Genomic DNA, 22,583 nt, shown 5'->3' with positions numbered 1-22,583 from the left:
CCGTCCTCAGTGTCCGTGACCACCGTCGGCCGCTCCCTCGCCCGGCGAGGAGGCCGGCTCGGCGCCCTCGGGGTTCCCGCTGCCGGGGGCCGTTGCGGCGGTGACGGTGAAGGCGGCCGTGCGGACGGTTCCGTTGTGCTTGAAGTCCAGGAAGAGACGGTAGGTGCCGGCGCTGGGGGCGGTGGCGGTGAAGGACACGTCGGGGCCGGGTTCGGTCTCGCCGTCGCCGGGCTCGCCGTTGGGGTGGACATGCAGATAGGCGAGGTCTCCGGAGCGCAGGGCGACCAGGTGGCCGTAGGCGCCGAGATAGGGGTCGAGATCGGTGACCGGCCGGCCCGCCTTGCTGACCCTCAGGTTCAGTTCGCCGGCCGTCCCCGGGCGCAGGGGACCGGTGAGTGTGACGGTGTAGCCGTCGACGGTGGCGGTGGCGGAAGGGGCGGGGAGGGGGGCGGGCCGGTAGTCGCCCGCGACCGCGAGATCGGCGCCGAGCGTGAGGTTTTTCGCCCCCTCGGCGGCGGGGGTGAAGTCCGCGAAGAGGCGGTAGCCACCGGCGACGGGGAGGTTCGCGGGCGTGCTCCAGGTGCCGTCGGCCGCCCGGGTGGGATGCAGGTGCCGGTAGGTGGTCAGGTCCTGGGAGGCGAGGATCAGATGGAGTTCCTTGTCGTGCTCGCGCTGGAAGGCGGTGACCTGGCGGCCGGCGCTGTCGCGTATGACGAAGCGCAGTTCGGTGGTGCGGGCGGCGGGGACGCGGGGCGTGCCGAGGTCGAGGGTGTAGCCGCCCTCCGAGACCTGCAATCCGCCCGCCGGCACGTCATGACCACTCCCCGGCGCCTCGCCTCCCCCGTCCGACGCGCCCGCGTGTTCGGTGTGCGGCGGCGCCGTGGACTCCGGATCCGTCGAAACGGGCGTGACCACGCTCCCGACCCCGTAGGCCGCACCGAAGGTCGCGGCGAGCGCGGCGGTGTAGGTGGCGATCCTCAACGCGGTGTTCATGGAGCTCTCCTCTGTTCGTTCGACGCTTGATCGTTCGACGATGATCCCGTGCGGGTCCGACTGACCTGCCACCTTCAGCGTATACCCCCTGGGGGTACATGCAAGTCCCAGATCACCCCTTGCCATGGATACGGGGTGGGGGTATATATGATCGGGTCAACCTGGATACCCCGCCAGGGTATCCGAACGGGTATCTGAACGATCTGTCCTCCGGGAGGAACCATGTCCGACTGCTGTACGCCTGACGGCAGTTGCTCGACGAGCACGGCGCAGGGCCGGACGGCCGTTGTCGCCGACAGCCGCACGACCGTCTACGCGGTCGCCGGCCTGAGCTGTGGCCACTGCGAGTCCACGCTCACCAAGGTCATCGGGGAGCTGGACGACGTCCTGAGCGTCGACGTGGACATCACCACCGGCCGCGTCAGCGTCACCACCGGCGGCGAGCCCGACGACGCCGCGATCGCGAAGGTGGTCGACGACGCCGGATACGAGGTCACCGGCCGGGCCGGCTGATCTTTCCGAAACACACTGCCGGGCCCGTACGCGTACGGGCCCGGCAGTGTGCAGGATTCAAGCAGTGTGAAGGAATCAACGGGGCAGGGGCGTCAACGGGAGAGCCGCAGCACGCTCCCCTCACCGTTGGCAGAGAGGAAGAGTGAGCCGTCCGGTGCGACCGCGATGCCGGTGGGCTCGCTCATCGCTCCCTCTCCGCCGAAGGTGCTGGTCACTGGATGATCACCTCGCCCATGTCGCCGTCCGTGCGCCAGCGTTCGATCAGCTCGTAGAACTCGATCGGCCCGCCGCCGTACGACTGGCTCTGCTTGCTCGGCATGCCCTCGTTGTTGTAGTAGCCCGGGGTGCACTCGGCGAGCAGCGCGTGCGAGTCCACCGCCCTCGCCCGGATCGTGGCGACCCAGGCGGCCTCCGCCTCGGCGGTCGGTTCGATGTACCGCGCCTGCCGCTTGTCCGCCTCGGCGACGACCTCGGCGATATGGATCGCCTGCTCGTCGAGGACATGGACGAAGTTCACGGAGACCGCGTTCTGCAGGGACCCGAGGTGGAAGAAGTTGGGGAAGCCATGGCTGTAGAAGCCGTGGAGTGTCCTCGGCCCGTCCTTCCAGGACTCGGCCAGGGTGACACCGTCCCGGCCGTGTACGTCGAGTCCGGCCCGCTCGGCCGGCGGGCCGCCGATGTCGAAACCGGTCGCGAAGATGACGCAGTCGACCTCGTACTCGACGCCGCCGACCACAAGACCGCTCTCGGTGATGCGCTCGACGCCGCGCCCCGCCGTGTCGACCAGCGTGACATTGGTCCGGTTGAACGTGGACAGATAGGTGTCGCTGAACGTGGGGCGCTTGCACATATAGCGGTACCAGGGCTTGAGCGCCTCCGCCGTCGTGTGGTTCTCGATGACGGCGTCCACCCGGGCGCGTATCTCGTTCATCTTCTTGAAGTCGGCCAATTCGGCCATGAGGCCGCGCTGTTCGGGGGAGACCTGGTCACCGCCGCCGCTCGCGCCCGGCAAGAGGCTCTGGAGCAGCCGGGCGCTGGTGGTCCAGCCGTCGGACACCAGGTCCTCGTCCGCTCCGCCACCGGCGACCTGTGTCAGGAAGTTCTCCTGGCGGCGCCGCTGCCAGCCGGGGGTCAGCGTCCGGGCCCATTCGGGGTCCGTGGGGCGGTTGTCACGTACGTCGACCGAGGACGGCGTGCGCTGGAACACATAGAGATGCTCGGCGTCACGCCCCAGGTGCGGCACGCACTGGATGGCGGTCGCGCCCGTGCCGATGACCGCGACCTTCTTGTCGGCGAGCTTGTGCAGAGCGCCGTCCGCGTCACCACCCGTGTACGCGTAGTCCCAGCGGCTCGTATGGAACGTATGCCCCCGGAAGGTCTCGATGCCCGGGATGCCGGGAAGCTTCGGCCGGCTGAACGGCCCACTGGAGACCACCACATAGCGCGCCCGCATACGATCGCCGCGATCGGTACGGATGATCCACTCGAACTCGTCCTCGTCCCAGCGGAGTTCGGTCACCTCGGTCTGGAAGCAGACATCACGGTACAGCTCGAACCGCCGCCCGATCGCCCGCGCGTGCTGCCTGATCTCCTCCCCCGGCGCGTACTTCCACTTCGGCACATGGCCGACCTCTTCGAGCAGCGGCATATAGATGTACGACTCGATGTCGCAGTGGATCCCCGGATACCGGTTCCAGTACCACGTTCCACCGAAGTCCCCGGCCTTCTCGATCACCCGGATGTCCCGCACGCCCGCCTGGCGCAGCCGGGCGCCGGCGACCAGACCACCGAACCCGCCGCCGATGATCACGACCTCGACCCGGTCGTCCAGGGGCTCCCGGTCGGGCGTCGGCTCCACGTACGGATCGTCCACGTAGTAGCCGAACTCCCCCGTGGTGCTCAGGTATTGCCTGCTGCCGTCGGGGCGGATCCGGCGGTCGCGCTCGGCTCGGTAACGGGCGCGCAGGGCGTCCGGGTCGAATCCGAGCGCCCCCGGGGCCGGCTGGGGGTCTTCGGATGGCGCGTGGGGGGTGGGCATACGTGTCCTCTCAGGAGTTCCTGGAGCGCTGCTGTGCTGTGGTGTGGGCCGTGTTGCCATGTCGGCCGTGTTGGTGTGTCGGGTGTGTTGTCGTGTCGGCCGTGCGGTCGCGGGTGGCGGTGTCAGGCCGTCCCGTCCTCACGTCTCCACCAGCCGGATCGCCGCCGCCGGGCACAGTCCGGCGGCCTCGCGCACCCCCTCATGGGTGTCGGCATCGGGGTCGCTCGCCAGCAGGATCACCACGCCGTCGTCGTCCCTCTGGTCGAACACCTCGGGGGCGCTCATGACACACAGGCCCGCCGAAACACACTTCGGTTCGTCCACTTCCACACGCATGGTCGATTCCTCGTTCTCCACGTCGTCGCGTTGTTGCGGTGTCGCGTTATAGCCGTGTCGCGTTGTTGCGGTGTCGCGGTAGTGCGTGGCTCACCAGGTGACGGGCAGTGAGCGCACGCCGTAGGTGGTCCCGCTCTCCTCGAACTCGATCCGGTCGAACGAGGTGGCCAGGCGCAGGGTGGGAACGCGCCGGTAGAGCGTGCCGTAGACGACCTGGAGTTCGACCCGGGCGAGCGACTGGCCCAGGCATTGGTGGGGGCCGAAGCCGAAGGCGTTGTGCTGACGGGCCTTGCGGGTGAGGTCCAGCCGCTCGGCCTCGGGGAAGGCGTCCGAGTCCCAGTTCGCGGCGGAGATCTCCACCACGACCCCCTCCCCCGCGCGGATGACCTGGCCACCGATCTCGATGTCCTCGCGGGCGACCCGGCGCAGACCGGAGTGGACGATGGAGAGATAGCGCAGCAGTTCCTCCACCGCGCCCGCGACGACCTTCGGGTCCTCCGTGTCGCGCAACAGGGCGAGCTGCCCGGGGTTCTCCAGCAGGGCGAGGGTCCCGAGGCTGATCATGGTCGCGGTCGTCTCGTGTCCCGCGATGAGCATCGCGACGCCCATGTGGACCGCTTCGCTCCGCGTCATCTCGCCGGCCGTGACCCGGGCGGCCATCTCCGACATCGCGTCCTCGCCGGGAGCGGCGAGCTTCTCGGTGAGCAGCTCGTCCAGATAGCCGGAGAGCGCGCCGCTCGCCGCACGGGCCTCTTCCGGCGGCACGTCGCGGTCGAGTGCGACGCTGCTGTTGCGCTGGAAGAACTCGTGGTCCTCGTACCGCACTCCGAGCAGCTCGCTGATCACCAGCGACGGCACGGGCAGCGCGAGCGCGGTCAGGAGGTCGGCGGGCTTCGGTCCGGCCAGGATGTCATCGATCAGATCGTCGACGATCTTCTGAATGGCGGGCCGCAGGGCCTCCACCCGCTTGAGGAGGAGCGGGCCGTTGACCATCCGGCGCAGCCGGGTGTGCTCGGGGGCGTCCGTGTTGGTGATGAGCCTCGGGGTGACCTTCGCGATGTCCGCCCGATACGCGGTCACATGCGGGAAGGCGCCGAAGGTGTCGTCGTTGCTGAGGCGGGGATCGGTGAGGATGGCGCGCTGGTGGGCATGTCCGGTGATGAGCCAGGGCGTACTGCCGTCCCAGATCCGGACCTTGGTGATCGGCGTCTCGTCCCGAAGTTCCGCGAGGCCGGGGGGCGGGGCGAACGGGCAGCCGGCCGCCCTGGGCATCGGAAACTCCGGAATGCCCCGCTCCCTGTCGTCGTCGGTGTCTGTCAGTGTGTCGGCCATGTCTCTCCTCGGTGGGGGCTCCGCCGGAACGGAGAACGGGGAAGGTGGCGGGACGCCTTGATGGACACATGCAACCGGAGTGCACTGACGCCTTCCGGTCAATTGCCTGACGGCAAGCTGACGTGAGGACGATCACACGCGGGTCAGCGGCCCAGCAGATAGCCGAATCCCCTGCGGGTATGGATCAGTGGGGGCTCCTCCTGGTCGACCTTCTGCCGGAGGCGGGAGATGAGCTTCTCGATGGCGTTGTCGGCGCGGCCGTCGCCCCAGACATGGCGGCAGATCTGTTCCTTCGTCAGCACCTGGTCGGCGTTGACCAGCAGATGACGCAGCAGCCGGTACTCGGCGGGGGTGAGGTCGAGCGCCCGCGGCCCGCGCCATGCCTGGCAGGTGGCGTCGTTCAGGACGAGGTCGCCGTAGCACGGCCCCCGCCGCGCGGGACCTCGTCCCCGGCCACGGCCGCGCAGTAACACCTGTGCCCTGGCGAGGACTTCGGCGATCCGGAACGGCATGGTGACGTAGTCCTCCCGGCCCGGCCCCAGTTCGGGAAGGAGGCTGTCCAGGTACTCGCACATGGCCAGGAAGAGCACCGGCGGGCGGTCGGCGACGCGCCGGCGCCCGCGGGCGAGGGCCTTCAGGTCGGGCAGCGTCGTATCGAGGACCAGCAGATCGAACCGGTGTCCCGCGACCCGCTCCATGCCCTCGGCGCCGGTACGCGCCGTCGCGACCCGATAACCCGCAAGTTCCAGAGTCGTCGTGAGCAGGTCGGAGATCTCCCGGTCACCGACGATGACCAGGACGTGCTGCCCTTCCCCACGAACCGCCGGCGGTCTCTCGCCGACGCCCCGGCGCACCTGGCTCACGCCCGGCATGTCGCTCACGCTCCGCATCTCGCTCACCCCGCACATCCCGTATATGGAAGGACCACTTCGCGTAAGGCTCACGTTTCACGTCCGAACGGCAGGGACGGCAGGGACGGCAGGGACGGCAGGGACGCCGCCACTTTCGATACACGCCCCGGCACCGTGGGCCGCGGCGTCAGGCAGGGCGCTCGGGAGGGCCGCCGGCATCGGCGTCGGCATAACCGAGGAAGTCGTCGACCATCCGGTGGAACAGGGCGGCGAGCTGCCGCAGATCCTGGGGCGACCAGTCCGCCAGGGCCGCCTGCATCCCCCGGCGACTCGCCTCGCGGATACGGTCGATCACCTCCCGCCCGACCGGGGTCAGCTGGATGCGCTGGGCACGGCCGTCCTCCGGGTCCGGGACGCGGGTCACGTACCCCGACTTCTCCAACTGCTGCACCTGCCGGGTGACATGCGAGGCCTCCACGGCCAGCCGGGTCGCCAGCTCGCCGGGGCGCAGGGGCTCGGTTTCGGCGATCTGCCGCATCAGCGCCACGGCGGCCCGGTCCAGTGACACCCCGGCCTGGACCATGAGGCGGTCGTGCTGCCGCACCCTGCTGGACAGATAGGCGACGCGGCTCAGCGCCCGCTCGATCTCGATCACATCGGCCGAGGCCGCGGCCGTGGCAACCGCTGGTGATGACTTGGACATCCATACACTTTACCATCTATTTGCCTGACTCAAGCAACTACGCATTCACTTGCTTGACTCAAGTAACTCACACATGCTTGCCTTGCTCAACCAATCAGTGATCCACCGTCACGGCGGAAGGAGTACGCATGAGCAGCACCGGTTTCGAGGGTCGCGGCGTCGTTGTCACCGGAGCGGGATCGGGAATCGGCAGGGCCGCGGCGCTGCGATTCGCCGAGGAGGGCGCGAACGTACTGGTCGCGGATCTCAACCGGGAGACCGCCCACGAGACCGTCGACGCGGTGCGGACAGCGGGAGGCGCCGCCCGCGCGGTCGTCGGTGATCTCAGCGAGCAGCCGGTGGTGGACGAGATAATCGCCACGGCCATGGACGCGTACGGCGGCCTGGACGTGCTGGTGAACAACGCGGGCATCATGGACCGTATGTCGGCCCTCGCGGACACCGAGGACGCCGAATGGGAGCGCGTCATCCGGGTCAATCTGACGGCGCCGTTCATGCTGACCCGTGCCGCGCTGCCGCACATGCTGGCACGGGGCCGCGGCGCGATCGTCTTCACGGCGTCCGAGGCCGGTCTGCGCGGCAGCGCGGCAGGCGCCGCCTACACCGCCGCCAAGCACGGCATCGTCGGCCTGACGAAGTCCCTCGCCGTGATGTACCGGAACAACGGAATCCGCGCCAACGCCATCGCCCCCGGCGCGACATCGACCAATATCCGCGTCGACGCCGAGGCGACGGCACATGGCCCGAGCGTGATCGGTTCCCATGTCGGTCTCGCCGGCAGAGTGGCCGACGCCGCGGAGCAGGCCGCCGCCATCCTCTTCCTCGCGTCGGACGCCGCCGGCAACATCAACGGCGCCGTTCTGCCGGTCGACAACGGTTGGTCAGCCGTCTGAACCCGGGGCTCCCGCGGCGCGGAGCGCGCCCTCAACTATCGGCCAGTTCTTCCTTGTTGAGGACAAAGTATGGACGGTGTGGGGCGCTGTCCCTACCCTGGGCGTCGTTCTCGCGCGGAAGTCCGCGTGAAGCGCGGCGTAACTTTCTCCGCCGCCGCACCGCCGGTACGTGTACGAACTCCACTCCGCGGACGCGGGGCCGCCCCGGCCCCCGCCCGCTCGCAGCTTCCCAGCAGGAGGACGAGTGCAGCCACACGAGTACCAGAGCCCCCGCACCGGTCGACGCAGACCACGGACCCTCACCGGACTTCTCCTCGCCGCCCTCATCACAGGAGGTCTGGTGGCGCCCGCGGTCGGCGCGGAGGCCAGGGCCCCCGCGGAACTGCCGCCCCAGGAACCCGGCGTCACCCTCCGTGTCTTCGACATCCAGTCCCCGCTCAGCAAACTCTGCGATCTGAAACCGGCCCAGACCCCCAATGTCGACAAGCTGATTCCCACGGTCGACTGGTCCTCCACCGAGGGCTTCGGCTTCACGGACAACTTCGTGTCGCAGATCATCGGCAATGTCTCCGTTCCCGCCGACGGCGCCTACACCTTCCGTCTGATCAGCGATGACGGCTCCCGCCTCTTCATCGGCGACCAGCGGGTCATCGATCACGACGGGCTGCACGGCGCCGAACCCAAGGACGGTGAGATCACCCTCACCGCGGGCTATCACGCGCTCCGCATCGACCACTTCGACCGCGGCGGCGAGCAGCAGGTGACCCTCCAGTGGAAGCCGCCGGGCGCCACCGACTTCAGCCTCGTCCCGAACTCCGTGCTCAGCACAGACGCGGGCGTGGTCCGTGTCACCGCCCCCGGGCGCAAGGAGTGCGAGGGTACGTACGACACCCCCGGCGACGGCCTTCCGCTGACGTCCGTCCATCCCGGCTACACCCTCACCGACCTGCGCCCGGACGGTTTCGAGCCGCAGGTCTCCGCCATGGACTGGCTGCCGGACGGCCGGCTCGCCGTAACCACCTGGGGCGGCAGCAACAACACCGTGGGAGAGGCGTACATCCTCGACCATGTCACGGGGGACACCGGCCCGGAGAAGGTCACGTACAAGAAGATCGCCGGCGGGCTGAAAGAGCCGATGGGCATCAAGTACGTCGACGGAAAGCTGTATGTGTCGGAGAAGCACCAGCTCACCGAGTTGTCCGACACCAATGGTGATGATGTCACCGACGCGACCCGCAAGGTCGCGTCCTGGCCGTTCGGCGGCAATTTCCATGAGTTCGCCTTCGGCCTGCTCTACAAGGACGGAAACTTCTATCTGAATCTCTCGGTCGCCATCAACTACGGCGGTGCGACGACCGATCCGCAGCCGGCCGCGAACCGCGGCACCACCGTCAAGGTCAACAAGGCGACAGGGGAGGTCAGTTATCTGGCAGGCGGGCTCCGTACCCCGAACGGGATCGGATGGGGCCCGGAGGGCGATCTCTTCGTCACCGACAACCAGGGCGGCTGGCTGCCCGCCTCGAAGCTCGTCCATGTGAAGCAGGGCCGGTTCTTCAACCACTACACCAACCCGGACGGCCCGTTCGACGACCGCGCGGTCACAAAGCCGGTGCTCTGGCTGCCGCAGAACGAGATAGCCAACTCGCCCTCCACACCGATGCTGATCGACAAGGGGACCTTCGCCGGTCAGCTGCTCTTCGGCGATGTCACCTACGGCGGACTCCAGCGCGCCGATCTGGAGAAGGTGGACGGCGAGTACCAGGGCGCGGTGTTCCGCCATACGCAGGGCCTGGAGGCGGGCATCACCCGGATCAGCACGGGTCCTGACGGTGCGATCTACGCGGGCGGTCTCGGCGCCGACGGGAACTGGGGCCAGGAAGGGAAACTCCGCTTCGGCCTCCAGAAACTCACCCCGAACGGCACGAACGCCTTCGACATCAAGACCATGCGCGCCACCCGCGACGGCTTCGAACTCACCTACACGAAGCCGCTGTCGGAGGAGACCGCCGCGAAACTGGCGACCGGCTACTCCGTGGAGCAGTGGCGCTACGTACCCACGCCGGCGTACGGCGGCCCCAAGGTGGACGAGGAGCGTCTGCCCGTCGCGGCCGCCCGGATCTCCGAGGACCGCCGCACGGTCCGGCTCACCATCCCCGGGCTCAAGACCGACCGGGTGGTGCACGTGCGCTCACCGCGCCCGTTCGCCTCGGCCGACGGCGAGCAGCTGTGGTCCACCGAGGCCTGGTACACCCTGAACGCGCGGCCCGGCCCCGAGGAGCCCGTCACGTCGTACGACGCCGAGTCCGCACGCCTTTCCGGCGGCGCGGACATCGACACCGAGCACGCCGGCTACACGGGCGGCGGCTTCGTCGACGGCTTCGGCACCCAGGGCGCCACCGCCACCTTCGACATCGAGGTTCCCGCGAAGGGCACCTACGATGTGAGCCTGCGCTACGCCAATGGCCCCAACCCCTTCACCGGCACGAAGACGATCGGCGCCGGTGTCAACGGCGGGCAGACACGGCAGATCAGTCTGCCCTCCACCGGCGCCTGGAACCGGTGGTCCTCCTCGACCGAGCGGTTCACCCTGAAGAAGGGCCGTAACACCCTCACCTACACCTACCGGCCCGAGGACACCGGCCATGTCAACCTGGACATGATCGAGGTGCGCAGACCCGGCAGCCGTATCGATCTGTTCTCCGGCGGCAGCATCTCCACCGCCTGGCAGCACACGGACGGCCGCGGCGTCCAATGGCCGCGTACCGCCGAGAACTCCGTCGAGGTGTGCTGTGGCGACATCCGCACCAAGCAGTCCTTCGGCGACTTCAAGCTGCACGCCGAGTTCCGGGTGCCGAAGCTGCCGCCGGACGTCACCGGGCAGGATCGCGGCAACAGCGGTATCTACCTCCAGGAGCGGTACGAGATCCAGATCCTGGACTCGTTCGGTGTGGAGAAACTGGCCGCGAACGAGGCCGGCGCGATCTACAACAAGGTGGCCGCGAGCGTGAACGCGAGTACCGCGCCCGACACATGGCAGACGTACGACATCGTCTTCCGCGCGGCCCGGTTCGACGCCGCGGGGAAGAAGACCGAGGACGCCAGGATCACGGTGGTGTGGAACGGCACCAAGGTCCACGACAATGTCGCCGTGGACGGCCCGACCGGCAGTGGCGACGCGGAATCGGCCGCGGCGGGCGCGATCCGGCTCCAGGACCACGGCAACAAGGTCCGGTTCAGAAACGTGTGGATCGAACCCCTGGGCTGACCTCCACGCGGTACTCCACGCGGTGGGCCGACCGGCCTTCGACGCCTCCCCCGGCCGGAAACGACCGGGGGAGGCGCCAGGTGCGGATCGCCGGGGTCACCACGGTCAGGCCAACGCCCGCGCCAGTCGGCGATCCACCTGCGAGGGCGACATGGCGTGCTCGGTCGCGAGGATCCCCGCCCCGATGACGGCGGCGTTCTCGCCCGTCCGGCTCGGCTCGATCCGCAGCACTCGCGTCGCCAGCGGATGGGAGCGCCGGTACACCGCTTCCCGCACCCCGGCGAGGAGTTGGTCGTGTACGGCGGCCAGGGCGCCGCCGAGCACGACCGTGTCCGGGTTGAAGAAGTTGACCAGTCCCGACAGCACCTCGCCGACGGCCCGGCCCGCCTCGCGCACCATCCGTACGGCGTCCCGGTTGCCGGAGGCCACCAGCCGCACCACATCGCTGCCCGATGTCGCGTCCAGACCGAGACCGGCCAGTTTCGCCGCGAGTGCCGCCCCGCCCGCCACCGCCTCCAGACACCCGGTGTTGCCGCACCGGCATGGTTCACCCTGGTCCCCTACCCGGATGTGTCCGATGTCGCCGGCGCTGCCCTGAGCCCCGCGGTGGAGCCGGCCGTCGGCCACGATGCCGCAGCCGATGCCCGTACCGACCTTGATGTAGAGGAGGTAGCGGGTGTCCGGGAACGCGCGGCGCTGCTCGGCCAGTGCCATCACGTTCACATCGTTGTCGACCAGCGCCCGCACCCCGAAGCGCGAGGCGAAGAACTCCGGGATCGGATACTGGTGCCAGCCCGGCATGATCGGCGGATCGATGGGACGGCCGGTCGAGAACTCGACGGGTCCCGGCACCCCGACCCCGATCGAGCGCAGTGTGCGCGGTTCCCGTTCCGTCTCCTTCAGCAGCGCCTGGAGCGCCCGCTCCACCCTGCGCAGTACCGATTCCGGGCCGTCCGCGATCGACAGCGGCTCCTTGTGCGTGGCCAGCATCGCCCCACCGATGTCCGTCAGGGCCACCGCGCAGTGCGAGGCGCCGAGGTCCACCCCGGCCACCAGGTGTCCGTCGGTGCGCAGTTGGAGCCGGCGCGGCGGGCGGCCTCCGGTCGAGTCACCGGGCGCGGGGGCGGACTCGTCGACCAGTCCGTGCGCGATCAGCGCGTCCACCCGTTGGGAGACCGTGGAGCGGGCCAGTCCGGTGATGCGCGCGATGTCCGCGCGCGTCGCCACGGCTCCGGAACTGATCAGCCCCAGCACCTCGCCGGGCGTGTAGGTGGCGGAACCGCTGTGATCCGACGGCGCAGACATGCCAGTCACCCTAGGGACGACTTTCGCTGCTCACAAGGCATCCGGCGTTCGCCCGTCGACACAAGTACCCGTCAACTCGTCGACAAACAAAGCGGCTTGAGCCCTTGACAGGTCAAAGGCGAGTCACGACTCTGCACAACAGACCGCTGACCGAGGAGCCGGCTGATGCTGACGATGCAGGGCGTGTCCAAGAGCTTCCTGGGGGTGCGTGTGCTCCATGACGTGGAGCTCGACCTCGAACGGGGCGAAGTCCATGCCCTGGTGGGTGAGAACGGCGCGGGCAAGTCCACCCTGATGAAGATCCTCGCCGGCGAGCACATCCCCGACACCGGCACCATCACCATCGACGGCACCGCGCATACGTTCACCCATCCGGCGCAGGCGCAGGCGGCCGGAATCGGCATCATTCACCAGGAGTTCGCGCTCCTCCCCCACCGCACCGTCGCCGAGAACGTCTTCCTCGGCCGTGAGCCGGTCCGCCGCGGACTCGTGGACCGCACGGCCATGGAGCGCCGTACGGCTGAGCTCCTCGCCGAGATCGACGAGACCGGTATCACCCCGCGCACCCCCGTCCGGGAACTGTCCGTCGCGCGCCAGCAGACCGTCGAGATCGCCAAGGCGCTCGCCTCCGACGTCCGGGTCCTCGTCATGGACGAACCCACCGCGCCCCTCGCGGACCACGAGAGCGAACTCCTGGCGGCGCTCGTGCGGGGACTCGCCGCGCGGGGCCTCGGGATTCTCTATATCTCGCACCGTCTGCCGGAGGTCTTCGACCTCTCGGGGCGCATCACCGTCCTCAAGGACGGCCGCCGCGTCACCACACTGCGCACCGCCGAGACCAACGCCGACGAGGTCGTACGCGGCATGGTCGGGCGGGAGCTGACCGCCTATTACCCGCCGCGTGCCCGCCCGGAGGAGATCGGGGCGGAGCGGCTCACGGTCACCGGCGGCGGCAACGACCGCATTGATGACATGAACCTGACACTGCGGGCGGGCGAGGTCGTCGGTGTCGCCGGCCTCCAGGGATCGGGACGTACCTCACTGGCGCGTGCCCTGTTCGGCGCGGCCCCCTTCACCAGGGGCGTGATGACCGTGGGCGGGGAACCCCTGCGCCCCCGCCGCCCGCGCCAGGCCATCCGCGCCGGCATCGCGCTGGTCACCGAGGACCGCAAGACGGAGGGGCTCGCGCTGCACCAGTCGGTACGGGACAACGCGCTGCTCGTCACCCGGGCCGTCGCCGCGCGCGGTCGGCCGCCGAAGAGCGGTGAGATCACCGCGCTCCTGGAGCGCGTACGTCTCCAGGCCCGTGGGGAGGACCAGCAGGCGCTGTATCTCTCGGGCGGCAACCAGCAGAAGGTCGTCATCGCCAAGTGGCTCGCGGCCCGGCCCCAGGTGCTGCTGTTCGACGAGCCGACCCGGGGCGTCGATGTCGGTGCCAAGGCCGCCATCCACACCCTGGTCCGTGAACTCGCCCGCGAGGGACTCGCCGTACTGATCATCTCCTCCGAACTCCCCGAGCTGATCGGTATGAGCGACCGCCTCCTCGTGATGTCCGAGGGCCGTCTCGTGGGCGAACTGCCCGCCGGAGCCACGGAGGAGAGCATCATGCGGCTCGCCACCGGCGGGCGCCGGGGCGGACGGGAGGAGGCCGCGTGACCGCGACCGAACGCGGACCGCTCACCGCGCCCCGGGCCGGTGCCCGCCCCCTCGGAGTCCGGCTCGGCGATCCCGTCGTCGGTGTCTGGCTCGCGGCGCTGGCCGTCACACTCCTCGGCTGGATCGTCGTCAGCGCGCGCGGCGGGGATTTCCTCACCACCACCAACGTGGTCGCGATCCTGCAGAACAGCGTCGCGCTCGGCCTCGTCGCCGTCGGTCAGTCGGTGGTCATCCTCACCGGTTCCCTGGATCTGTCGGTGGCCTATCTCATCAGCCTCGGCACCCTCGTCGCCGCCGAGACCATGGCGAGCGGCGGTGTGGTGACGGCCGTGATCGCCGTCCTCGCGCTGTCGGCCGCCGTCGGACTCGCCAACGGACTCATCGTCACGGGCCTGAAGGTCAACGCGTTCATCGCGACACTGGGCACAGCGTTCATCCTGCGCGGCTGGATCGAGGACAACTACACCGGCCCCGCGGGGAAGGTACCGGCCTCCTTCCAGCATCTCGGTTACGACCGTGTCGGTCCCGTCCCCGTATCGGTGTTCCTCCTCGCGGCGGTGGCCGGCGCGGTGTGGTTCCTCACCCGCCGCACCCGCCTGGGCCATCACATGTACGCGACCGGGGGCGACGAGCACGCCGCCAGGCTCTCGGGCGTCCGCACCCGCCGTACCGTCGTGATCGCGCACATCATCTGCTCCCTGTGCGTCGGCGCCGCGGCGCTGTTCCTCGCGGCGCGGCTCGGCGCGGGAGCGCCCTGGGCGGGTACGGAGGCCCGCTACGACCTGGAGTCGATCGCCGCGGTGGTTCTCGGCGGTACCGCGCTGGCCGGCGGGCGCGGCGGGGTGGCGGGGACCCTCGGCGGTGTTCTCGTCCTCGCCGTCCTCGACAGTGTCTTCAACCAGCTGGCGGTCGACCCGTTCTTCAAGAACGTGGTCCGCGGTGTCGTCATCATCGCGGCCGTCGCCGTCTACGCCAGGCCCCGCCGTGCCGCGAAGGGAAGGCCGACCGCATGACCACGGCAACCGTCACCCACCACGGTAGGCGCGTCGTACGGGCACTGGGCACCGGCACCCCCGTCTTCGTGCTCCTCGCCGTGCTGCTCGCCGCGCTGGCCGTCACCGATCCCGGCTTCTACGAACCCGATCGCTTCCTCTCCTTCGTCAAGCGCGCCGCGCCACTCGTGATCCTCGCGGCCGGACAGTATCTGGTCATCGTCTGCGGGGAGTTCGACCTCTCCGTAGGGGCGATCGTCACCGCCGGTGTGGTGGTCGCCGCCGAGCTGTACGGCTCGTTCCCCGGCGCCTCCTGGCCGCTCGTGACCGCCTTGCTGCTCGTCGCGGGAGGGGTGGCCGGACTCGTCAGCGGGCTGATCACCACGGCCCTGCGGGTGCCGTCGTTCATCACCACCCTCGGCATGATGCTGATCCTCGAAGGGGCGGTGTTCTTCTGGACCGGCGGCTCCCCGCAGGGCGCCCTGCCCGCCGCCTTCCGTCAGCTCGGGCGCGGCGCCGCGTTCGGCTGGCTGCCCTGGGCGGTGATCGTCTGCCTCGTCGTCGGCGCCGCCGCGGTGCTGCTGATGCGCTCGGACTTCGGCCGTACGCTCGTCGCCACCGGCGACAGCGAACGCGCCGCGGCCCTCGCGGGGGTGCGCGTCGCCCGCGCCCGGATCATCGCCTTCGTCCTCTCCGGGGCCGCCGCGGCCATCGCCGCCGTCCTTGTCGGCGGCTTCTCGGGGGTCTCCGCCCAGGCGGGCAGGGGCTACGAGTTCGAGGCCATCACGGCCGTGGTCCTCGGCGGTGTGGTGCTCGGCGGCGGGCGGGGCTCCGTCGTCGCCGCCATGGCCGGCGCCTTCTCGCTCCAGGCGCTGTTCACCCTGCTCAACCTCCGGGGCGTCTCGGGCGCGCTGGAGTCGACCGTTCAAGGATGCATCGTCATCGCCGCCGTCGGTCTGGGAGCCGCCGACTGGTCCCGGCTGCGACGCCGACGTACGAAACCCTCGGGAGGACAAGCCTCATGACAGCGATCCGCCCCCCGCGCGCACACGCGCTCCGCGACCGCGCCCTCACCTCGGCCGCCGCCCTGCTCGTGGCGGGTCTCCTCGCCTCCTGCACGAGCGACACACCCCCGGACTCACCGGCCGCCCCCGGCAGCGCCTCCGCCTCCGCGGCCGGCTCCGGCAGCGGCGAGCAGTCGGAGTTCTTCGAACAGACCGATTACGAGCGTCAGTTGGCCCTGGCGAAGGAAGAGCCCCAGGGCCCGGCGGACAAGCCGTGGGAACAGATGCTCAGCCCCGAACTCATCGACACCGCGCGCTACAAGAAGCAGCGTGCGGGCGGTCTCCACCTCTGCTTCTCCAACGCCGGTGTCTTCAACCCCTGGCGCCAGGTCGGGCTGAAGAACATGACGGCGGAGGTCGAACTGCACAAGGAGATCACCGAGTTCACCGTCCTCGACGCACAGGGCAAGGACGACAAGCAGATCTCCGACATCCAGGAGCTGACCGGCAAGGGCTGTGACGCCCTGATCGTCTCCCCGAACACCACCGCCACACTCACACCGGCCGTCGAACAGGCCTGCGCCAAGGTGCCGGTCATCGTCTTCGACCGCGGTGTGGAGACCGACTGCGCGGTCACCTTCATCAATCCGGTCGGAGGCTACGGATACGGAGCGGTCGCCGCCGACTTCCTCGTCGAGAAGGTCGAGCCCAAGGGCAAGATCCTCGCCCTGCGCATCTCGCCCGGTGTGGATGTGCTGGAGACTCGCTGGTCGGCCGCGAAGGTGGCCTTCGACAAGAGCGAACTCGACGTCGTCGACGTGAAGTTCACCGACGGCGACCCGGCCAAGGCGAAGGCGGTCGTCACGGACGCGCTGACCCGGCACGGCTCCATCGACGGCGTGTGGATGGACTCCGGCGCGACGGCCGTCGCCGCGGTGGAGGCGTTCGAGGACGCCGGTCAGGACGTACCGCCCATCACCGGTGAGGACCAGCAGGACTTCCTGCAGGCGTGGAAGGAGAAGAAGCTCACCGCGATCGCCCCCACGTATCCGACCTTCCAGTGGCGTACCCCCGTCATCGCGGCTCTGAGGATTCTCCAGGGGCAGCAGGTCCCCAAGGAGTGGAAGCTCCCGCAGCCCTCCATCACGGAGGACAACCTCGACTCGTATCTTGAGCCGGGCATGCCGCCGCTGCACTACGCGATGTGCGGCTGCGCCGATCTGCCCGGGTTCCCCAAGGACTGGGGAGGCAAGGGATGACACGCTTCCCGCTCGGCGCCAATCCGTGGATCTGGCACTCCCCCGTCGGGGGCGGCGCCCTGGCGGAGGTTCTGCCACGGCTGGCCGGCTGGGGTTTCGACTGCGTCGAGCTGCCGCTTGAGCGGGCGGACGACTGGGAGCCGACGGCCACCGCCAAGCTGCTGGACACGACCGGGCTCGCCCCGGCGGCCGTGATCGCGGTCATGCCGCGGGACCGTAATCTCGTACGGACCGATCCGGGCACCGTACGGGCCACCCAGGACTATCTGCTGCGGTGCGTCGACGCGGCCCACGCGGTGTCGGCCCCTGTCGTGGCAGGCCCGGTGTACGCGGCGGTCGGACGTACGTGGCGCATGACCCCCGCCGAACGGTTGGCCGCATACGCCGAGTTCAGGGAGCACATCGCGCCCGTGGCCGACCACGCGCGCGCCGCGGGGGTACGGATCGGGGTCGAGCCGCTCAACCGTTACGAGACCGCTCTGCTCAACACCGTCGGCCAGACCCTCACCGCCCTGGACGGCCTCGACTCCTCGGTCATCGGGGTCGCCCTCGACACGTACCACCAGAACATCGAGGAGCGCACACTGCCGGGCGCGGTCCACGAGGCAGGCTCCCGCATCGTCCATGTCCAGGTGTGTGCCAACGACCGCGGCACGCCCGGCGCCGACCATCTCGACTGGGCCGGGTTTCTCACCGCGCTGGACGGTGGCGGCTATCGGGGCGCCCTCTGCGTCGAGTCGTTCACCGCGCACAACGACGCGATCGCCGTCGCCGCGTCCGTCTGGCGGCCCCTCGCCGCCACTCAGGACGGCATCGCCACCGAGGGCCTCGCCTTCCTCCGCCGGGCTCTGGCAGCGCACACCCCCTGATCGGTACCGCACCCGCACACCGAACTCCCTCAGAGAGGACCGGTAATGAGCCGTCATGCTCGCGGCATAAGAAGGGCGGTCATCGCCTCGGCAAGCGCGTTACTGCTCGGGCTCGCCGCGATTCCCGCCGCCGCCACCACCTCCGCGACCAACGAGGAACCCGCCTTCCGTGCCCTCCTCTTCACCCGCGCCGTGGGGTATGTCCACGGTTCCATCCCCGCGGGCATCAAGATGTTCGAGGAGGAGGCGGCCGAGAACAACTTCGAGATCGTCCAGAGTGCCGACCCGGCGGTCTTCGACGAAGAGAAGCTGAAGGACTTCGACGCCATCGTCATGCTCCAGAACTCCGGCATGGTCTGGGACACCGACGCACAGCGCGACGCGATGGAGAAGTACGTACGCAGCGGCAAGGGCGTCGTCGCCATCCACAACACCCTCGACATGGGCGTCGAGGAGCAGTTCCCGTGGTGGGACGAGACCATCAACGGCGGCGTCCATATGCCGGCCCACTCACCCGGCGTGCTCCAGGGAACCGCCAAGGTCGCCGACCGCGTCCATCCCTCCACGAAGGGGCTGCCCGAGCGCTGGGAGCGCCCCGAGGAGTGGTACAACTTCGACCGCAACCCCCGCGGCGACGTGCACGTCCTGGTCACCGCGGACGAGACGACCTACGACCCGGGCGGCTCCGCGATGGGCGCCGACCACCCCATCTCCTGGTGCCGCAACACCCAGGGCGGCAAGGTCTGGGCCACCGCGATGGGACACGACACCCCGGCCTACAGCGAGGCGTTCTTCCGGGACCATGTCATCGGCGGACTGAAGTGGGCCGCGGGCACCGAGGCGGGCGACTGCGGCGGCACCGTCTGGAGCGGCTACGAGAAGGTCACCCTCGACGACAACACCGCCGACCCGATGGAGCTCGATGTCGCCGCGGACGGCCGGGTCTTCTACGTCCAGCGGGGCGGCGAGGTGAAGATCTTCGATCCCGAAGCCCACTCCACCGTCACGGCGGGCAAGCTCGACGTCTACACCGGCGGCGAGGACGGTCTGATCGGCATGGAACTCGATCCGGACTTCCGAAGGAACGGCTGGATCTATCTGTACCACTCCCCCGCCGGCGCCACGAAGGACATCAACCGGCTCTCCCGCTTCACCATCAAGGGCAACACACTCGACCCGGCCAGCGAGAAGAAGCTCCTCGACGTGCCCGCCTACCGGGACCGCACCTTCCCGGAGCCCGGACACACCGGCGGCGCCGTCGAGTTCGGCCCGGACGGCACGCTCTATCTCAGCGTCGGCGACGACGTACCGCCCAACCTCGACCCCGACTGGCAGGGGTACGCGCCGATCGACTGGCGTCCGGGCAAGGAGATGCTCGACGCCGCGCGCACCGCGGGCAACACCAACGACCTGCGCGGCAAGATCCTGCGTATCAAGCCCACCAAGAACGGTGGCTACACCATCCCCAAGGGCAATCTCTTCAAGCCCGGCACCAAGAAGACCCGCCCCGAGATCTACGCGATGGGCTTCCGCAACCCGTTCCGCTTCACCGTCGACCAGAAGACCGGATACGTCCATGTGTCCGACTACGGCCCGGACCGCGGGGCCCCCACCACCGACAGAGGGCCGGAGGGCCTGGTCGAGTACAACGTCATCAAGAAGGCGGGCAACTTCGGCTGGCCGTTCTGCCACGGCGACAACCAGGCGTACGCGCCGTACAACCCGGACACCAAGGAGGTCGGCGCCAAGTTCGACTGCGCGAACCCGACGAACCCCTCGCCCAACAACACCGGGCTCACCGAACTGCCGGACCTGACACTGCCGGAGATCTGGTACGGCTACGGTGCCTCCGAGGAGTTCCCCGAGATGGGTGAAGGCGGCTCCGCCCCGATGAGCGGCCCGGTCTACCGCTACGACAGCGAGAACCCCTCCCCGACGAAGTTCCCCGCCTACTTCGACGGAGCCGGCTTCTTCTACGAGTGGGCGCGCAACTACGTCAAGGAGATCCGGTTCGACAAGGACGCGAAGCTCCTCAAGATCAACGACTTCCTGTCCTCGGCGAAGTTCAACAAGCCGATGGACATGACCTTCGGCCCCGACGGCTCGCTGTATGTCCTCGAATGGGGCAGTTCCTTCGGCGGCGGCAACAACGACTCGGGCCTGTACCGCATCGACTACGCCCAGGGACAGCGCATCCCGGTCGCCAAGGCCTCGGCCTCCGTCACGAACGGGCCCCTGCCGCTCGACGTCGCCTTCTCCAGCGAGGGCAGCACGGACCCGGACGGCGACGCGCTGACCTACGCGTGGGACTTCGACGGAAACGGCACCTACGACTCCACCGAGGCGTCCCCCACCCACACCTACACCACCGCGGGGGACTTCACCGCGCAGCTCAAGGTCACCGACTCCACCGGCAAGTCGGGCTACGCCAACATCCCCATCACGGCGGGCAACACCGCGCCGAAGGTGACCATCGACTTCCCGGTCAACGGCAAACTCATCACGTTCGGCGACAAGATCCCCTACAAGGTCACGGTCACCGATCCGGAGGACGGGCCGGTCGACTGCTCCAAGGTCACCGTCAACCCGGCCCTCGGCCATGACGACCACGAGCACCCGACCACCGACATCCCGGGCTGCGAGGGCACCGTGGACACCGGTGACCTCGGCGGCCATCCCGAGGGCGCGGACCTCACCTACGTACTCAACGCCAAGTACACCGACAAGGGCGCCGCGGGCGCCTCCGCGCTCACCGGCTACGGCCGCGCCGTCCTCCAGCCCCGGCACAAGCAGGCCGAGTACTACGACGCGCAGTCCGGCACCCGCGTGGTCTCACAGGCCGGCGCCGAGAACGGCAAGCGCATCGGCGACATCAGCGACGGCGACTGGATCGCCTTCGACCCGATGAGCGTCGAAGGCGTCAGCGGGGTCAGCTACAAGCTGTCGTCGCCGTACGGTGTCGGTGCGATCGAACTCAGGGCGGACGCTCCCGATGGGCGCCTCCTCGCCACCACCCCCGTCCCCAACACCGGGGGCTGGGACATCTACCGGGCCACCCCGGCCGTGCCCGTGGAGGCGCTCGCGGGCACCCACCGGCTGTATCTGGTGTTCACCTCCCCGCAGAACAACTCGTTCGACGTGGACGCGGTGGAGTTCATCACCCCGTAGGACGTCGGTACAGCAGGTGCCGCGCGCCCGGTGAGTCCACCGGGCGCGCGGCGCGCTGCCGCCCTCAGTACACGCGTGCGTGCGACTCGGCCCCGGAACCAAGGGGCCGGGTGCGGCCCATGACATCGAGCGAGCCGTTCTCGGTCCACCGCCCGGTGTACCCGGAGTCCGTGAACGAGCCCCGGTGGCTGGCCGCCGGCTCGTAACAGCCGTCGCACAGCCTGTCGAAGGGCAGCGCGGTGCCCGCGGCCCAGATCTGCCCCGTGCCGCCCGTGGGCAGCACCCGGCCTTCCGCGTCGCGGACCGTCACACGGACACGAGGCACAGCGGTACCCATGCCGACCCGGCCCGCCGGGTTCCGGGCGCCCGCCGTGCAGTCGGCCGCCGTCCAGGGCAGGGCGCCGTCGCGCGGTGAGAACTCAGCGAGCAGCCGTGTGAAGGGCAGCAGTTCGGCATGGCGCTCCACGAGCCCGGCCGGCAACGGACCCCCGGTGACCAGGACCGTGCCCAGCCGCTCCCGCGCGCCCGGTCGGGACTCCGCCAGCACCGCCGCGTACTCGTCCGGTCCGTACACCGTGGCTGTACCCGACCCGAGAAGGTGGGGCACGGCCTCGCTCGCACCCGGGGGACGCGGTCCCTGAAACCTGCTTCCCGCGGCGATTGCCCACCACATCGCGAGCAGGGCCCTTACATCGCCCGCTTCCTGACCGACCGTCACACCACGGGTGGGCCGGCCGGCCCGGCGCAGCCGGGCACTGACCGCGAACAGCCAGGCCCGGTGGTCGACGAGATGCCCCGTCACACCGTCGTCGGCGCCGAGTTCGGTCAGGAGGTAGGCGACATCGGCCGGGCCCGAGCGCGGCAGGGAACCGTCCACCCGCAGGGGCGTGATCTTCGCCCATGTCCGCTCGTCGTCCAGCACCATCGCGGGAAGCGACCACCGCTCCTTGGTGGCACCGCTGCACAGTACGAGCGTGGCGCCGCTCAGGCAGGCGATCCGCGCGAGGGAGGCGTCGTCGACCCCCCGTGGTACCGGCACGCACACCGCGCCCAGCTTGAGCACGGCGAGCTGGGCCACCAGCGCCTGGGCATGGTCCGAGCAGTGAACGAGCACGGGGTCACCGAGTTGCACCCCGTAGCGCAGCAGCGCCGAGGCGAGGCGGCCCGAACTGCTCTCCGCCGACTCGTAGGTGAGGGTGCGCCCGCCGTCGGCGACGACGACCTCGTGCGGGCGCCTGGCCGCGGCGAGACCGAACAGCCCGTCCAGGGTGCCCGAATGCGCGGCGCCCTCCCTGAGTCCGGGCAGGACCGCGCGGCCCCCGCCGCGCCTGGTCGTATCGGGCGTGCCCGCGATGATCGTGGTCGCTGTGCTCACTCAGGGCCCCCAGGAATGACGTGCTCGCTTC

18 protein-coding genes are annotated in these 22,583 nt (G+C 69.6%); 9 read left to right on the top strand and 9 right to left on the bottom strand.

Translation table 11 applies throughout. The annotated features are described in order from the left end of the window. Positions 1-6: 6 nt before the first annotated feature. Complete coding sequence (locus M1203_RS07925) at positions 7-993, bottom strand: DUF748 domain-containing protein (RefSeq protein ID WP_249948811.1); 987 nt, start codon at positions 991-993, stop codon at positions 7-9. Positions 994-1,215: 222 nt separating this feature from the next. Between M1203_RS07925 and M1203_RS07920 the strand changes: the two genes are divergently transcribed. After that, positions 1,216-1,506, top strand: a complete 291-nt coding sequence (locus M1203_RS07920) for a heavy-metal-associated domain-containing protein (protein WP_249948810.1) — start codon at positions 1,216-1,218, stop codon at positions 1,504-1,506. 92 nt (positions 1,507-1,598) lie between these two features. Here the strand turns inward: M1203_RS07920 and M1203_RS38665 are convergent, their stop codons facing one another. The 6 genes from M1203_RS38665 to M1203_RS07895 all read right to left on the bottom strand — a co-directional run bounded on the left by M1203_RS38665 (position 1,599) and on the right by M1203_RS07895 (position 6,766). Beyond that, positions 1,599-1,721: a hypothetical protein gene (locus M1203_RS38665; protein ID WP_283958315.1), complete on the bottom strand. Its 123-nt coding sequence runs from the start codon at positions 1,719-1,721 to the stop codon at positions 1,599-1,601. Then, a complete protein-coding gene (locus M1203_RS07915) occupies positions 1,718-3,544 on the bottom strand; it encodes an NAD(P)/FAD-dependent oxidoreductase (RefSeq protein WP_249948809.1) in 1,827 nt (608 codons plus the stop codon). Before M1203_RS07915 ends, M1203_RS38665 begins: the two co-directional genes overlap by 4 nt. Before the next feature lie 138 nt (positions 3,545-3,682). Continuing rightward, entirely contained in the window at positions 3,683-3,880 is a 198-nt protein-coding gene (locus tag M1203_RS07910) for a ferredoxin (protein ID WP_249948808.1), read from the bottom strand. A gap of 90 nt (positions 3,881-3,970) precedes the next feature. Beyond that, positions 3,971-5,212, bottom strand: a complete 1,242-nt coding sequence (locus M1203_RS07905; protein WP_249948807.1) for a cytochrome P450 — start codon at positions 5,210-5,212, stop codon at positions 3,971-3,973. A 143-nt stretch (positions 5,213-5,355) separates the two neighbouring features. After that, entirely contained in the window at positions 5,356-6,084 is a 729-nt protein-coding gene (locus tag M1203_RS07900; protein ID WP_249949073.1) for a response regulator transcription factor, read from the bottom strand. Positions 6,085-6,250: 166 nt separating this feature from the next. Next, positions 6,251-6,766 (bottom strand): MarR family winged helix-turn-helix transcriptional regulator, encoded by a 516-nt coding sequence (locus tag M1203_RS07895; protein WP_249948806.1) that lies wholly within the window; start codon positions 6,764-6,766, stop codon positions 6,251-6,253. Between the two features lie 128 nt (positions 6,767-6,894). Here M1203_RS07895 and M1203_RS07890 point away from each other — a divergent pair, with 128 nt between their 5' ends. Further along, a complete protein-coding gene (locus tag M1203_RS07890; protein WP_249948805.1) occupies positions 6,895-7,659 on the top strand; it encodes an SDR family NAD(P)-dependent oxidoreductase in 765 nt (254 codons plus the stop codon). Between the two features lie 244 nt (positions 7,660-7,903). Next, on the top strand, positions 7,904-10,924 hold the full coding sequence (locus tag M1203_RS07885; RefSeq protein ID WP_249948804.1) for a family 16 glycoside hydrolase: 3,021 nt from the start codon (positions 7,904-7,906) through the stop codon (positions 10,922-10,924). 105 nt (positions 10,925-11,029) lie between these two features. Here M1203_RS07885 and M1203_RS07880 read toward each other — a convergent pair whose 3' ends face one another. Further along, positions 11,030-12,229 carry an ROK family transcriptional regulator gene (locus M1203_RS07880; RefSeq protein ID WP_249948803.1) on the bottom strand — a complete coding sequence of 400 codons (1,200 nt, stop codon included), beginning with the start codon at positions 12,227-12,229 and terminating at the stop codon, positions 11,030-11,032. A gap of 165 nt (positions 12,230-12,394) precedes the next feature. Between M1203_RS07880 and M1203_RS07875 the strand changes: the two genes are divergently transcribed. The 6 genes from M1203_RS07875 to M1203_RS07850 are packed head-to-tail and all read left to right on the top strand — an operon-like array spanning position 12,395 to position 21,177. Further along, positions 12,395-13,885, top strand: coding sequence for a sugar ABC transporter ATP-binding protein (locus M1203_RS07875; protein ID WP_249948802.1), 1,491 nt, complete (start codon positions 12,395-12,397; stop codon positions 13,883-13,885). Beyond that, positions 13,882-14,898: an ABC transporter permease gene (locus tag M1203_RS07870; protein WP_249948801.1), complete on the top strand. Its 1,017-nt coding sequence runs from the start codon at positions 13,882-13,884 to the stop codon at positions 14,896-14,898. The genes M1203_RS07875 and M1203_RS07870 overlap by 4 nt, the downstream gene beginning before the upstream one ends. Beyond that, positions 14,895-15,902, top strand: coding sequence for an ABC transporter permease (locus M1203_RS07865; protein WP_249948800.1), 1,008 nt, complete (start codon positions 14,895-14,897; stop codon positions 15,900-15,902). Before M1203_RS07870 ends, M1203_RS07865 begins: the two co-directional genes overlap by 4 nt. After that, positions 15,899-17,140: an ABC transporter substrate-binding protein gene (locus M1203_RS07860; RefSeq protein WP_249948799.1), complete on the top strand. Its 1,242-nt coding sequence runs from the start codon at positions 15,899-15,901 to the stop codon at positions 17,138-17,140. The genes M1203_RS07865 and M1203_RS07860 overlap by 4 nt, the downstream gene beginning before the upstream one ends. Further along, complete coding sequence (locus tag M1203_RS07855) at positions 17,137-18,009, top strand: sugar phosphate isomerase/epimerase (protein ID WP_249948798.1); 873 nt, start codon at positions 17,137-17,139, stop codon at positions 18,007-18,009. The genes M1203_RS07860 and M1203_RS07855 overlap by 4 nt, the downstream gene beginning before the upstream one ends. A 45-nt stretch (positions 18,010-18,054) precedes the next feature. Then, positions 18,055-21,177: a ThuA domain-containing protein gene (locus M1203_RS07850; RefSeq protein WP_249948797.1), complete on the top strand. Its 3,123-nt coding sequence runs from the start codon at positions 18,055-18,057 to the stop codon at positions 21,175-21,177. A 64-nt stretch (positions 21,178-21,241) separates the two neighbouring features. Here the strand turns inward: M1203_RS07850 and M1203_RS07845 are convergent, their stop codons facing one another. Then, positions 21,242-22,552 (bottom strand): AMP-binding protein, encoded by a 1,311-nt coding sequence (locus tag M1203_RS07845; protein ID WP_249948796.1) that lies wholly within the window; start codon positions 22,550-22,552, stop codon positions 21,242-21,244. Positions 22,553-22,583: the final 31 nt, after the last annotated feature.

It is taken from the genome of Streptomyces sp. 35G-GA-8, assembly GCF_023534745.1.
In the GTDB taxonomy this organism is placed as follows: domain Bacteria; phylum Actinomycetota; class Actinomycetes; order Streptomycetales; family Streptomycetaceae; genus Streptomyces.
Note: the sequence above shows the minus strand (reverse complement) of the source record. Positions and strands in the feature narration are given on the sequence as shown.

Excerpts from the sequence above, each read along its gene's own strand:
- M1203_RS07925 (WP_249948811.1), bottom strand. The coding sequence starts at position 993 with ATGAACACCGCGTTGAGGATCGCCACCTACACCGCCGCGCTCGCCGCG.
- M1203_RS07920 (WP_249948810.1), top strand. The coding sequence starts at position 1,216 with ATGTCCGACTGCTGTACGCCTGACGGCAGTTGCTCGACGAGCACGGCG.
- M1203_RS07915 (WP_249948809.1), bottom strand. The coding sequence starts at position 3,544 with ATGCCCACCCCCCACGCGCCATCCGAAGACCCCCAGCCGGCCCCGGGG.
- M1203_RS07910 (WP_249948808.1), bottom strand. The coding sequence starts at position 3,880 with ATGCGTGTGGAAGTGGACGAACCGAAGTGTGTTTCGGCGGGCCTGTGT.
- M1203_RS07905 (WP_249948807.1), bottom strand. The coding sequence starts at position 5,212 with ATGGCCGACACACTGACAGACACCGACGACGACAGGGAGCGGGGCATT.
- M1203_RS07900 (WP_249949073.1), bottom strand. The coding sequence starts at position 6,084 with ATGCCGGGCGTGAGCCAGGTGCGCCGGGGCGTCGGCGAGAGACCGCCG.
- M1203_RS07895 (WP_249948806.1), bottom strand. The coding sequence starts at position 6,766 with ATGTCCAAGTCATCACCAGCGGTTGCCACGGCCGCGGCCTCGGCCGAT.
- M1203_RS07890 (WP_249948805.1), top strand. The coding sequence starts at position 6,895 with ATGAGCAGCACCGGTTTCGAGGGTCGCGGCGTCGTTGTCACCGGAGCG.
- M1203_RS07880 (WP_249948803.1), bottom strand. The coding sequence starts at position 12,229 with ATGTCTGCGCCGTCGGATCACAGCGGTTCCGCCACCTACACGCCCGGC.
- M1203_RS07875 (WP_249948802.1), top strand. The coding sequence starts at position 12,395 with ATGCTGACGATGCAGGGCGTGTCCAAGAGCTTCCTGGGGGTGCGTGTG.
- M1203_RS07865 (WP_249948800.1), top strand. The coding sequence starts at position 14,895 with ATGACCACGGCAACCGTCACCCACCACGGTAGGCGCGTCGTACGGGCA.
- M1203_RS07860 (WP_249948799.1), top strand. The coding sequence starts at position 15,899 with ATGACAGCGATCCGCCCCCCGCGCGCACACGCGCTCCGCGACCGCGCC.
- M1203_RS07855 (WP_249948798.1), top strand. The coding sequence starts at position 17,137 with ATGACACGCTTCCCGCTCGGCGCCAATCCGTGGATCTGGCACTCCCCC.
- M1203_RS07850 (WP_249948797.1), top strand. The coding sequence starts at position 18,055 with ATGAGCCGTCATGCTCGCGGCATAAGAAGGGCGGTCATCGCCTCGGCA.